Here is a 12572-nt window from a genome sequence, read left to right on the forward strand (position 1 = left end):
AACAGATTAAACAACGATTCGTGATGTTAGTAAACTAAAAGTGGTATATACAACTATACATAAATTTGATACAATGATTATATAATGAGAAATGAAAGGAGCAAAGAAACTATGAATAAAACTCCTAACGGGTATGCATTATTATCTATTAATGTAATCCAAGAAAAGAAAATCATTCCGAACGGATTTATTAAAATACGGGATGGAAAAATTATTGCAACTGGTTCCATGGAAAACTACGAAAAAGAGGATGGCTTGATTGAAAAAGAATTCACTACTCCTCTCTATGCTGCGCCTGGTTTTATTGACATTCATATTCATGGCTTAAACGGTGCCGATACTATGGATGCAAGCGAAGAGGCACTTACCACTATGGCTCAAACTTTACCTAAAGAAGGTACGACGAGCTTCTTAGCTACAACTATTACCCAAGATAAAGAGCCGATAGAAGCTGCTTTACTTACGGTTCATTCTTTTATAGAAGAACAAGCAAATAATCATAGCGGTAGCAGCGAATTATTAGGTATACATTTAGAAGGACCATTTATCTCGAAAAAAAGAGCAGGAGCACAGCCTTTAACTTATATTATCGACCCATGTATTTCTACATTTTCAAAATGGCAGAAACAAAGCGGAAATAACATTAAAGTCGTAACGCTCGCACCAGAGCTAACGGAGGGTACAGAGTTTATCCAACACTTACATCAAACAGGAGTGATTGCGTCTATCGGACATTCTGATGCTGTTTATTCAGAAATGGTCACTGCCATAGAGGCCGGAGCATCCCATGTCACACATTTTTATAATGGCATGAGAGGTATTCACCATCGTGAACCTGGTGTCGTTGGGGCTGGACTTGCTCATCAGGAACTATTTGTGGAAATGATTGCAGACGGCATTCATGTTCATCCAGCAGTCATTAAGGCAACCTTTTTAGCAAAAGGATCAGAGCGAATGATTCTTATAACTGACTCCATGAGAGCGAAATGGTTAATAGATGGAGAATATGAATTAGGTGGACAAAAAGTATTAGTGGAAAACAACACCGCACTGTTAGAGGATGGGACACTTGCCGGCAGCGTGTTAAAGATGAATGATGCAGTCAGGAATATGATCGAGTATACAAATTGTTCAATAACAGAAGCGATTCAAATGGCTTCGAGCAATCCTGCTAAACGCTTAAATGTTTGGGATAGAAAAGGCAGTATTGAAGCTGGTAAAGATGCCGATATTGTCCTTTTTAATGAAGAGATAGAGATTATTTTAACCATTTGTAACGGGAAAATCACATATAAAGGAGCGAATTAACAATCATGGATATCATCACTACTACTTCATATGAAGCTTTAAGTATAACTGCTGCAAATTATATTATTGAAAAGCTAAACAATAATCCCTCAGCAGTTTTAGGCATGGCAACAGGAGGGACGCCTACAAAAATGTACGAGTTCCTTATCAAAGATCGAATCCAAAACAATACGTCTTATCAAAACGTTACTACCTTTAATCTAGATGAATATGTTAACCTTGCAAAAAACGACGCAAATAGTTATTTTTCCTATATGAATAAGCATTTATTTACTCATATTGATATTACAAAACAAAATGTTTTTATTCCTGATGGTCTAGCGGAAAATTTAGAAGATGAATGTAAGCGCTATGAGCAATTGTTGCAAGATAAAGGACCAGTCGATGTTCAAATATTAGGATTAGGTGAAAATGGACATATCGGCTTTAATGAGCCAGGAACTCCATTTACTAGTAGAACTCACGTGGTTGAGCTAACGGAATCAACCCGTCAAGCTAATGCAAGATTCTTTCCGAGCTTGGAAGATGTCCCAACTCATGCTATAACAATGGGAATAGCATCTATCATGAACGCAAAAGAAATTATCTTACTAGTTTCAGGTAAGAACAAAGCGGACGCATTTGAACGTTTATTACATGGAAAAATATCAGAGGATTTTCCTGCTTCTATCCTTAAAAATCATCCTTGTGTTAAAATCATTGCAGATAGAAGCGTTCTTGAACAATCCAGCATAATTGCCTGAAAGGGGCTTGCCAATCATGATTAATAAGAATTCTCCCTTACCTATTTATTATCAATTAGAATCCCATATAAAGGAATTGATTGATACAGGTGTTATTCTTCCTGGAGATAGCATCCCTTCAGAACGGGAGTATGCGGAGAAATATGAAATTAGCAGAATGACTGTCAGACAAGCGATTAATTCCCTCGTCAATCAAGGGCTACTTTATCGTAAAAAAGGGAGTGGTACGTTTGTATCTGACAAGAAAATTGAACAGCCACTTCAAGGATTGACTAGTTTTACCGAAGATATGAAAAAAAGAGGTATGATTCCGAGCAGTAAATTAATTCATTTTGAAATTGTACCTGCCTCTAGTTTTATCGCAAATGAGCTTAAAATTAGTGAATATGCACCGGTCTATGAAATTAAACGAATTCGATTGGCAGACGAGGTACCAATGGCATATGAGACCAACTATCTTTCGGCTAATTTAGTAAAAGGTCTAACAGAAGCGGACGTTAATGCTTCCCTTTATGCTTTTATTGAAGGCAAACTAAATTTACACATTGCAAGTGCTGAGCAAATGATAGAATCCACTAAAGCATCAAGTGAGGACGCAAAGCTTTTACAAATAAATAAAGACCATCCAATGCTACTTATTCAACGGAATACTTACTTGCAGGATGGGACCCCATTAGAGGTCGTAAAGTCCCTTTATCGCGGAGATCGCTACAAATTCTTTATTAAAATGGATCGCACGGATAGTCCTTAGGAGGATAATATGCATTCTAATTATATGCTAGAAGTACAACAGCTGTTGAAAAAAATAGAGCTAATAGAAGATGAGAGCATTGAAAAAAGCGCGACAGTTTTAGCAAAAAGTTTTGCTGCTGGAGGCATCCTTCATGTTTTTGGCTGTGGCCACTCTCATATGATTGCAGAAGAGGTGTTCTATCGAGCTGGTGGTGTTGTTCCAGTTCGCCCTATTCTAATTGAAGATGTTATGCTCCATAAAGGGGCTTTCCGTTCTTCTGCTTTTGAAAAAAGCACATCATTTGCTCATACATTTTTAAATGAATTAGACTTTCAGGAAAACGATATTTTACTTGTTGTCTCCACTTCAGGTAGAAATCCGGTTCCAATAGATGTAGCCCTTTATGGAAAAACTAAAGGATTAACGGTCATATCGATATCTTCTCATCTATACCATAATCTTTCTTCTCGTCACCAATCAGGGGAAATGCTCGGAGAAACTGCTGATATAGCAATTAATAATCATATTCCTCAAGGGGATGCCCTTATTTCCTTTTCCGAATTAAATACTAGTGTTGGTCCAGGTTCTACTATCGCCAATACAGCCATAGTAAATAGTATCATCGTAAAGACGGTAGAAATTCTTACGCAACAAGAATTTGATGTTCCTATTTTCAAGAGCGGAAACCTAGATGGTTCAGAGGAACATAATGAAAGGTTGGTAGAGAAATATCGCGGGCGGATTGGATTGTTTTAATATAAAGACTCTTTTAAAACACCGCTGTTGATTTCCGCACTAGGCTACGCTTTCCGCGGGGCGCTTGTGGAGCCTCCTCGGCACGCCTGCGGGGTCTCCACAAAACGCTATCTCCCGCAGGAGTCTTCGCCTTGTGCTCCAATCAACAACTAGCGTCCGAAAAATCAACACTGACCTTTAACAGAGCCTAAGGAAAAGAGGCACTTTTCCTTTATAGGTGGTTGCCTCTTTTTCTATCCTTTTTATTTTGGTTGCATTCGAATCGCTCCATCTAAGCGAATCGTATCTCCATTCAGCATTGGGTTCTCGATAATACTTTGAACAAGCTGGGCATATTCCTCTGGATAACCTAATCTTGATGGAAATGGTACCATTTTTCCTAAGGAATCTCTTGCCTCTGTAGGTAGAGAATCAAACATCGGCGTATGAAATAATCCTGGAGCAATTGTCATTACCCGGACTCCATGAGTAGCTAGTTCTCTAGCAATTGGTAAGGTCATTCCTACAATTCCACCCTTTGATGCCGAATATGCAGCCTGACCAATTTGTCCATCAAACGCAGCAACGGATGCCGTATTGATAATGACTCCGCGTTCCCCTTCTTCATTAGGCTCATTATCTACCATTCTCTCAGCTGCTAGTCGGATAACATTAAACGTACCAAGCAAATTTATCGAAATTACTTTTGCAAAGAAATCCAGGGAATGTGGCCCTTTTCGACTGAGAACTTTTTGTGCAATCCCGATACCTGCACAGTTAACAACTGAATTAATAAGACCTAGCTTTTCGATTCCTTCGTCAATGGCGTTCCTAACATCCTCTTCCTTCGTCACATCGGCTATTACAAAATGAAGCGCTTCTCCAAACTCCTCTTTCAATAGCTTGCCTCTTTCTTCCGCTAAATCTAAGACAAGTGCTTTTCCACCTTTACCCACAATATTTCGTACAGTCGCTTCTCCAAGACCAGAAGCTCCCCCCGTCACTAAAGCACATGTATGTTGAATCTTCATTTTAACTACCTCCTAAATAATTTGCATAACCTAATTTATGCAATAAGTATGCCAATGAAGAAGCCTCATGGATAGAATAAGAAAGTGTCTAGATAATGGACAGCTTTCATTACTTAAGTGACTAATAGCTGGACACATGCAACGCAAAGAAGATTGCACCATGAGGGATGAAAATAAATGCTATGTATTGTTTACCGTTAACTTTAAAGAGGCTTCCCCTGTAGATCGTAGTGGAAGGTGTGAGACTCCTGCGGGAAGTAGCGTTTTGTGGAGACCCCGCAGGCAAAGCCGAGGAGGCTCCACAAGCGCCCCGCGGAAAGCGAACACCTGCAACGGAGATCTACCAGGGTGTCTAACAGGTACCCTATCTATTTTCAGGGTAGCCTACTTACAAAGTATTAGGACACCAAATTAACACCTCACTCACTGCTCAATAAAAGGAAATAATGCAAAACTTGAAATAAATAGTAAACAAGAAGCAATAAAGACAGGGTTAACAGAATAGATAGCCTTAACAGCCCTGCTCGGTGGTCTATAATTCCCCAACGTCTCTATAGAAGCATAGCCCTCCCCTAGAGCAGAATATCCTCCCCCGCTATATGATATAAAACAAGAAATCAATCCTATTACAAATGCGACATTGGTTAACCTAAATTGAAAAAAGTATGAAATACAGAATACCAATACAGATAATAGAATCAATGATAGAATCATAATTAGAACATATTTTTTCATTTTATCTAACAGCTCCTCTCTACTTTAATTCTGTCAAATTTAAACAATTCCTCCTCTTTAACTATCGATTTACCTTTTGAAATCAACATGAAGACAAAACTGCTAAACTTTAATTTGCTATGCTAAATTCAGCCGCAAGGATAACTTTAGAACCATCCTTCCAAAACTCTTTTACCATTCGATACGTTCCATCCGTTAACTGATGATCCAAATCTTTAACCTTTAAAGTACTCTCCGTGCTTGCTCCCGCTTCTAACATATAACCAATCTCAATAAATGCGACACTTTCTAAAAATGGAACCTTGTACCACAGACCATCTTTCAACTTCTCCACTTGATAATATTCACCAAAACCAACCATATCCGCACCTAAATTGTTAATTACTACAGTTATTTGCTCTACATTTGAAGAATAGGTCTGAGAAGTTGTATTCATTTGCATGTGGAAATGTTCATTTTCTATTCCGTTAGGCACGTCACTTCCAAACTCACTTAACTCTTGTAAATCCGATTCCTGTGAAGTACAGCCCACTATTATAAGTATGAGTAATAATAGAAATTTTTTCATAAATTCTTCCTCTCTTTTACTAAATAGGACGTTTCACGCTTGATAAAGTTTCATATGCCCTTGAGGAAGTTCACCCTAAATATAATAGAAACTTTCTCTCCTATACACAAACACAATATTCTTTCTTTATGAAAAACACTACTTTTGTCGAATAGCACAAATTATTTTTTAAACAACGCGGTCCACAACCCAGAAAGACCAAACTCAAAATCAACTTCCGTACGTTGTTCCATTTGCCGAATTTGCACTTCCTCAAAATCTTTGAAAATAATTCGAAGCTTTTCTTTTGAAAAACCCAATCCACCTTGAAGACTACGAACCTGGTAAACCTCCCAATCTGATATTGTCGATCCACCTAATGCTCCATTTTCCTCAAAACAAGTAAGTGCAAAATAGCCTCCTGGCTTTAATTTCGTCTTTACTAATTCGATGTAGCTCACTCTTCTATGTGGAGCAATATGATGTAAGCAGCCTGAATCATAGATTAAATCATAGGTGTCATTTTCCAACTGGATATCAAAAATGTTATGATGGATAAAATTTACTTCTACTTGTTTTTCAGTCGCACGCTCCTTGGCCCAACGAAGGGATTCTTGTGACACATCAATCGCATCTACCTTCCATCCCTTTTCAGCTAAATAGATGGCATTTCTCCCAGGACCACATCCTAGCTCTAGTGCTCTTCCCTTTTCGATAACACCATTTTCCATATACTGGACTAAATTTTCATCTGGTTTATTTATAAAAAAAGGGATTTTGTTTTGGCGATTTTCATAAAAACAATCCCAAAATTCAGTCGGTTCTCTTAACAGTGAATCTAACATGTTTAACACATCATCATAACTTGTTATTAACTTTTGCAAGTAACAAACACCTTCTTATCACTTAAGATTTGATAAGATAATTTTACCAATTCAATTGTTACAGCAGGGTTAACTTCACATTAAAAAGGAAGTGAATCATTTCCATGAGTCTTTAATTAAATTGCTCTCTGACACCTGTAAAGTAGTTATTTTTTACTTTTATATTCCATTTAGTGGTATAAGATAGGGTTGCAAATAAAACTTTACAAGGCATCATACATCCATTTTCATCACTCTATTAAAAAGGAAACTATGTTATAACATTACAAATATTACAGAAATATTTCATAAAAAATCACCGTGCCTGCCGTAACTCCGTTTTATTTTCATAAATTGTATATTCTGTACTGGAACCCTTGTTTCTTAATCCTACAACAAACTGTTCACCCTCTATCCATATCTGATAATAACCTTTTCCTATCGCTATTATCTCGTTCACTTCAGCATCTGAATTCAAAAGTTCTAATCGGATAGTTGGATCTTCTAGTAAAGTAGCTAATGTCCTTTTATCCTTTTTGTCTAAATAAATTTGCCATGGTCCTGTATAGAAAACCATTCCAATTAAGATAACACATGCGATAGCCACCCATTTATTCTTCATTTTTAGTGCCTCCTGTCATACAACAAACTCTCCTATGTTCAAGTCGAATAAATCGATATATCCAATGTTATCTTTAACGTCCCTTTATTTTATTACAGTTGTTTCCCTTCCAATTCAAACAACCTCCATTCAATTTTTAAATTATTAGCACTGATAATTAGTCTTTTCTGCACTTTTCCACTTCTTATTCAAACATTTTGAAACCTGTTCGAGATTAACTACGTATTAGGTAAAGGAGGTGAAAGCATGAAAAAGTTTCTAATATTTATCGCTGGTTTTCTCATTACATCCATCGTTCTTCAAATTTTATTAGGTGTTTATTTAACTGCAACCTATACTCCACCCGCTTTAAATGAGGGCAGTTTACCCCTTAATAACGTAAGCTTTGGTACCTTTCGTTATTCTCCAATCATCATTGCATGTTTATCTGCTAGCATTGGCTTTTTTATTGCCGAAAAAAAAATATGGCATAGACATGTAACTAATGATTAAAAAATACCTGCTAACTGTATCATTCCTTTTGTTATGCATGACTATTATCATCGGATTTAATGCATACGATGGTAGAGTTAAGAATTTTTACGAAGTTGTCGGCGGGGAGCCAGAAGAAATTCCTTTCACTTTACTCACAGACATATCTAGCACTAATACGACAGACGATAGTAAAGTTGTTTTTGATTTCGATCAAATTAGAGAGATTGTGAGTTATTTCAATCAATTTCAATATCAAAAAATGAAAGAACAGCACCTAACTTTAGTACCCTCTAATCAAACCATGTATCTAAACATCTTTGAAAGCGAGATCTTTATTGACACAAATAAAAATGAAATCATTGTGGATACTATTATCTATGAAGTATTGGGCGGTAACATTGATTATCATTGGCTCAAAGAAATATATGATTCTATTGAAGAATAGAAACCAGTTAGATTCGCTTATTAATCTTTCTGAGGGAAAATGGGACCTCAGACTGTTGAATAGATTTATTTACAGACTGAGTCCTCCCTACTTTCCTCATAAACTTCCCCCTGATTACAGGGCAAAACTAACTCTACACTTCAAATTTGTTACCTTCTAGATCACCCTCACTTCGAGCTATTATTCTTATTTTCTATTAAATGTCCTACGACCCCTGCAAAAATCAGCCGAAATATTTCTAACTTTACTGACAACTCTGGTAAAATAAAAACAAATACAATTAATGGAGGACAACCAAGGATGGCAAAACGAACATTAGTAGTAACACAAGATATAGGAGACGAATATAAGCAGCAAATAAAAGCAGTAGCTCACGATTGGGAGATCATCAGTGGAAAAGATAGTGAGAACTGGACTCCGCATATAAAGAATGCCGAAATTATTGTTGGTTGGAAGAAAGAATTAGAGGAACTATCTTTTGGCGATGATTCGCCCTTACGTTGGATTCAAGCATGGAGCGCAGGAGTAAACAATATGCCGCTTGCAAAGCTTGCTGCAAAAGAAATTTCACTTACAAGTGCAAACGGAGTCCATGCCTACCCTATCTCGGAAACGATTTTCGGACTACTACTCGGACTTACTAGAAAAATACATACCTATGTAAGAAATCAACAAGCGAAAACTTGGCACCACGCCCATATGAACTTGGAACTGCATGAGAAAACTATTGGTATTATCGGTGTTGGTGAAATTGGGAAAGAAACGGCGAAAATAGCTAAAGCTTTTGGAATGACTGTCTTAGGAGTACGTCATTCCGGAAAATCAGAAGAGTATGTGGACAAGATGTTTACTTCCAAGCAATTACATGAGGTCCTTCCACAATGTGACTATGTTGTTATTACACTTCCTTTAACAAAGGAAACAAACGAAATGTTTGGACAAGACGAATTCAAGCTTATGAAAAACTCCTCATTTTTAGTAAACATCGGAAGAGGTGAAATTGTGAAAGAAGATACTCTCGTAGATGCACTAAAAACTGGTGAGATAGCAGGTGCTGGCTTAGATGTATTTGTCCAAGAGCCATTAGAACAAATAAGTCCATTATGGGATATGGAGAATGTTATCATTACTCCACATACTTCTGGTTCTACAGAGCATTATACAAAGCGTGTCATCGAGGATATTTTCATTCCAAACTTAAAGCAATATTTAAATAATGGGAATCTCCCTAAGAATCTTGTGGATTTTTCAAAAGGCTATTAATAGAATTAAAGTTTTGGAACAAATTTATTAAGCTTGTTAACTAACTGATAGGTGGGATTATTCTTGCACAGAAACCCAGAATTGCACACATTTTTATTAGATAAGGCTAAGAATCTTACAGAGGAATGGTATAAGTCTTTAGATAAAAGTAATACATCAGGGGTTTATGCTTCAACAAACCACGAAGTTATAGAAACCTTAAAAAAGCAAAATTACGAATTTCACTTGCAGCTTTGTAAAGTTTTTATTGAAGAAGAAACAAAATTCTATCAAGGTTTTCAAAAATGGATCCTTACAATTGCACAGGATGACCAGCATCTATGTACACCTGTTCATTTTACTATAAAAGAATTTTTCAAAGTAAAAGAGCAGTATTTACATTTTATTCATAACTTTGTTTCCTTGCATGAAACGGAAAGGGATAGAGAAGTGCTTTGGAATCAAATGGTCATGAGAGCTTTCGATAAAATTGTCCTTAAATATGTGGAGGAACATCAAAAATATGCAAATCAAAAATTACAAGCTCAACAAGAAATGATACAAGAATTAAGTTCCCCAGTTATTGGATTGGATAATAATAGAGCCTTGCTTCCTTTAGTAGGTGAAATTGATACTAGTAGAGCAAAGTTTATCCTAGAGCATACTTTAGAGCAATGTTCTAAACTAAGTGTGAACCATTTATATATTGATTTATCTGGTGTTGTAATCCTAGATACGATGGTAGCAAATCAAATTTTCCAGTTAATTAAAGCATTGAACTTAATTGGGGTAGAAACTACTCTTTCGGGGATTAGACCTGAGATCGCACAAACTACTGTTCAATTAGGCTTATCCTTTGATGATTTATGCATTAAATCAACTCTTGCTGGAGCACTTGCAATAAAGTAATCCAAGAAGTATATTTTGTTTTAATAATAAGTAATGAGGATGAGGGTATAGTATGTACGAGTTAAAAACAAAAGAAACCGATAATAGCGTCAATGAATTTATTGAAAATGTTGATAGCCCGAAAAAAAGAGAAGACGCATACAAATTACTAGATATTTTCAGCGAAACAACTGGTTATGATGCGAAGATGTGGGGGCCAAGTATAATTGGGTTCGGCTCATACCATTATAAATACGAATCTGGTCATGAAGGTGATGCGCCGCTTGTGGGATTTTCCCCTCGCAAAGCTAAAATAAGCCTATACTTTGCACCCGGAGAACCAAAACGCGAGGCATTATTAAAGGGCTTCGGGAAACATACAACTGGAAAAGCGTGTGTCTATATTAATAAAATGGCAGATATTGATGTAGAAGTACTAAAAGAATTAATTAACCAATCTGTTCTTTTTTTAAAAGAAACTTATCCAAGTAATTCATGAATTGCTTAGTAAACGTAAAGAGCCGGGGTAATCCCGGCTCTTTACGTTTGTTATCTTGCTATCGCACTTTTTCCTTTTTCCACTAAATAAGCTTGTACTTCCTCTACCGTGACTGCGTTACTATCTCCCGAGATAGTATGCTTCAGCACAGAGGCACCTAAAGCAAAATTCAACGAATCCATTTCACTCCATCCCGATAGAAAGCCATGAAGGAACCCTGCAGCAAATGCATCACCTCCACCTACCCGATCAAGGATATCAAAGGAATGAGCAGACGTTGAAATTAATTTCGTTTCATTGGAATAAAGATACCCTGTTAACGTATGATGTGTGACAGAATGAATCTCTCTATTCGTACAAACAATCTGTTTCACCCCATACTGTAGAGCCAATTGTGAGAAAAGATCCGAATAAATAGCTGTTAATTCTCCGTTTTGCACCTTACTTTTTATCCCTAAAATGTTTACTGCATCTAAATATCCACCGAAACAAATATCTACATATGGAAGAATACTTTTCATCGCTTCTTGCGCTTCTTCAAGTCCCCAAAGCTTGCTTCGATAGTTCATATCAAAACTGGTCGTTATCCCGCGACTTTTCGCCTCTCTCATCGCTGTTAACGTAAGCTGTCTCGCTTTTTCACTAATACCAGATGTGTGAAAAAGAACTGCATCTTCAAAAATATTGTCCCAGTCAAAGTCAACATGATCTGCCAATGCAATAGAAGAATCTTTCCGGTCATAAATAACCTGTGACGGTCTGACTGACATCCCTTGCTCGAGAAAATATATCCCTAACCTTTCTCCGCCCCTTGCCAAAAAGTTAGTCGCGACTCCTTGCTTTTGTAAAAAGCGCGTTGCACCTTTCCCTAACTCATTCGTTGGCAATTTCGTTACAAATTCAACATCATGACCAAACAAAGCTAAGGAGACCGCTACATTCGCTTCCCCTCCACCGAAAGTAGCCTGATAACTAGTTGTTTGTATTATTTTGTCATAATTAGGTGGGGTAAGACGCATCATTATTTCACCAAATGTTATTATTTTTTTCATGGGTGAATACCTACATTTCTTACTCTATTCACCTTTTCTACAAACTGCCTTGCTAAATCGGTTACAGCATAATAGTCTCCTTGTTTAGCTGGAGCTGTTAAATCTCCACCAATTCCTACTGCTATTGCACCTGATTGAAACCAATCTTCTATATTATCTAATGTCACACCACCAGTTGGCATAAAGGAAGCTTGTGGTAATGGACCTTTAAATGTCTGGATCGCTTTTGGAGAAAAAAGATTCCCTGGGAAAAACTTAATGATATCTACACCATATTCTAGTGCAGTAATCATTTCTTTTATCGTCATACATCCAGGTAGATATGGGATTTGGTACCTATTACAAAGGAGTGCAGTTGCCTGATCAAAACTCGGACTCACAATATAGTCAGCACCAGCCAAAATGGCTATTCTCGCAGTCTCGGCATCTAGTACTGTTCCAGCACCAACTAGTAATCTATCCTCAGACTTTAGTAAGGAAATAACCTTATCTGCACCTGGAACTGTAAAGGTTATTTCAAGCGCTGTTATCCCCCCATTTGCGCATGCCTCCGCTAGCTTTTGACCTGCCTCTGGATTTTCTGCACGAATAACTGCGACTACCCCTAAATCGATTAGCTTACTCAAGGTCTTATATCTTCTCATTTCTCCCATCT

General features: G+C 37.1%; 15 protein-coding genes. 9 read left to right on the forward strand and 6 right to left on the reverse strand.

Going from position 1 to position 12572, the window contains the following annotated elements; translation table 11 throughout:
* Positions 1-111: 111 nt before the first annotated feature.
* The 4 genes from nagA to BK580_RS15285 are packed head-to-tail and all read left to right on the forward strand — an operon-like array spanning position 112 to position 3540.
* A complete protein-coding gene (gene nagA, locus BK580_RS15270; RefSeq protein ID WP_078381171.1) occupies positions 112-1308 on the forward strand; it encodes an N-acetylglucosamine-6-phosphate deacetylase in 1197 nt (398 codons plus the stop codon).
* A gap of 5 nt (positions 1309-1313) precedes the next feature.
* A complete protein-coding gene (nagB, locus tag BK580_RS15275; protein ID WP_078381172.1) occupies positions 1314-2051 on the forward strand; it encodes a glucosamine-6-phosphate deaminase in 738 nt (245 codons plus the stop codon).
* A gap of 16 nt (positions 2052-2067) precedes the next feature.
* Positions 2068-2802: a GntR family transcriptional regulator gene (locus tag BK580_RS15280; protein WP_078381173.1), complete on the forward strand. Its 735-nt coding sequence runs from the start codon at positions 2068-2070 to the stop codon at positions 2800-2802.
* Positions 2803-2811: 9 nt separating this feature from the next.
* Positions 2812-3540, forward strand: coding sequence for a sugar isomerase domain-containing protein (locus BK580_RS15285; RefSeq protein WP_078381174.1), 729 nt, complete (start codon positions 2812-2814; stop codon positions 3538-3540).
* Positions 3541-3782: 242 nt separating this feature from the next.
* On the opposite strand, the gene BK580_RS15290 is transcribed toward BK580_RS15285, so the two are convergent.
* From BK580_RS15290 to BK580_RS15310, 4 genes are all read right to left on the reverse strand, one after another.
* Positions 3783-4550, reverse strand: a complete 768-nt coding sequence (locus BK580_RS15290) for a 3-hydroxyacyl-CoA dehydrogenase (RefSeq protein WP_078381175.1) — start codon at positions 4548-4550, stop codon at positions 3783-3785.
* Between the two features lie 844 nt (positions 4551-5394).
* On the reverse strand, positions 5395-5853 hold the full coding sequence (locus BK580_RS15300) for an immunoglobulin-like domain-containing protein (RefSeq protein WP_078381177.1): 459 nt from the start codon (positions 5851-5853) through the stop codon (positions 5395-5397).
* Positions 5854-6014: 161 nt separating this feature from the next.
* The gene (locus BK580_RS15305) at positions 6015-6716 is read right to left on the reverse strand and encodes a class I SAM-dependent methyltransferase (protein ID WP_078381178.1); all 702 of its coding nucleotides are present in this window, start codon (positions 6714-6716) and stop codon (positions 6015-6017) included.
* Positions 6717-7011: 295 nt separating this feature from the next.
* The gene (locus tag BK580_RS15310) at positions 7012-7317 is read right to left on the reverse strand and encodes a hypothetical protein (RefSeq protein ID WP_078381179.1); all 306 of its coding nucleotides are present in this window, start codon (positions 7315-7317) and stop codon (positions 7012-7014) included.
* A 246-nt stretch (positions 7318-7563) separates the two neighbouring features.
* Here BK580_RS15310 and BK580_RS15315 point away from each other — a divergent pair, with 246 nt between their 5' ends.
* From BK580_RS15315 to BK580_RS15335, 5 genes are all read left to right on the forward strand, one after another.
* Entirely contained in the window at positions 7564-7809 is a 246-nt protein-coding gene (locus BK580_RS15315; protein WP_078381180.1) for a hypothetical protein, read from the forward strand.
* A 28-nt stretch (positions 7810-7837) separates the two neighbouring features.
* A complete protein-coding gene (locus BK580_RS15320; protein WP_139364912.1) occupies positions 7838-8236 on the forward strand; it encodes a hypothetical protein in 399 nt (132 codons plus the stop codon).
* A 300-nt stretch (positions 8237-8536) separates the two neighbouring features.
* Positions 8537-9499, forward strand: a complete 963-nt coding sequence (locus BK580_RS15325; protein ID WP_078381182.1) for a D-2-hydroxyacid dehydrogenase — start codon at positions 8537-8539, stop codon at positions 9497-9499.
* 63 nt (positions 9500-9562) lie between these two features.
* Positions 9563-10387, forward strand: coding sequence for an STAS domain-containing protein (locus BK580_RS15330; protein WP_078381183.1), 825 nt, complete (start codon positions 9563-9565; stop codon positions 10385-10387).
* Between the two features lie 52 nt (positions 10388-10439).
* Complete coding sequence (locus tag BK580_RS15335) at positions 10440-10865, forward strand: DUF1801 domain-containing protein (RefSeq protein WP_078381184.1); 426 nt, start codon at positions 10440-10442, stop codon at positions 10863-10865.
* Positions 10866-10915: 50 nt separating this feature from the next.
* Here the strand turns inward: BK580_RS15335 and BK580_RS15340 are convergent, their stop codons facing one another.
* Positions 10916-11917: a sugar kinase gene (locus tag BK580_RS15340; protein WP_078381185.1), complete on the reverse strand. Its 1002-nt coding sequence runs from the start codon at positions 11915-11917 to the stop codon at positions 10916-10918.
* A complete protein-coding gene (locus tag BK580_RS15345; protein ID WP_078381186.1) occupies positions 11914-12561 on the reverse strand; it encodes a bifunctional 4-hydroxy-2-oxoglutarate aldolase/2-dehydro-3-deoxy-phosphogluconate aldolase in 648 nt (215 codons plus the stop codon). The genes BK580_RS15340 and BK580_RS15345 overlap by 4 nt, the downstream gene beginning before the upstream one ends.
* Between the last annotated feature and the right edge of the window lie 11 nt (positions 12562-12572).

Source organism: Sutcliffiella halmapala (assembly GCF_002019665.1).
GTDB lineage: Bacteria > Bacillota > Bacilli > Bacillales > Bacillaceae_I > Sutcliffiella_A > Sutcliffiella_A halmapala.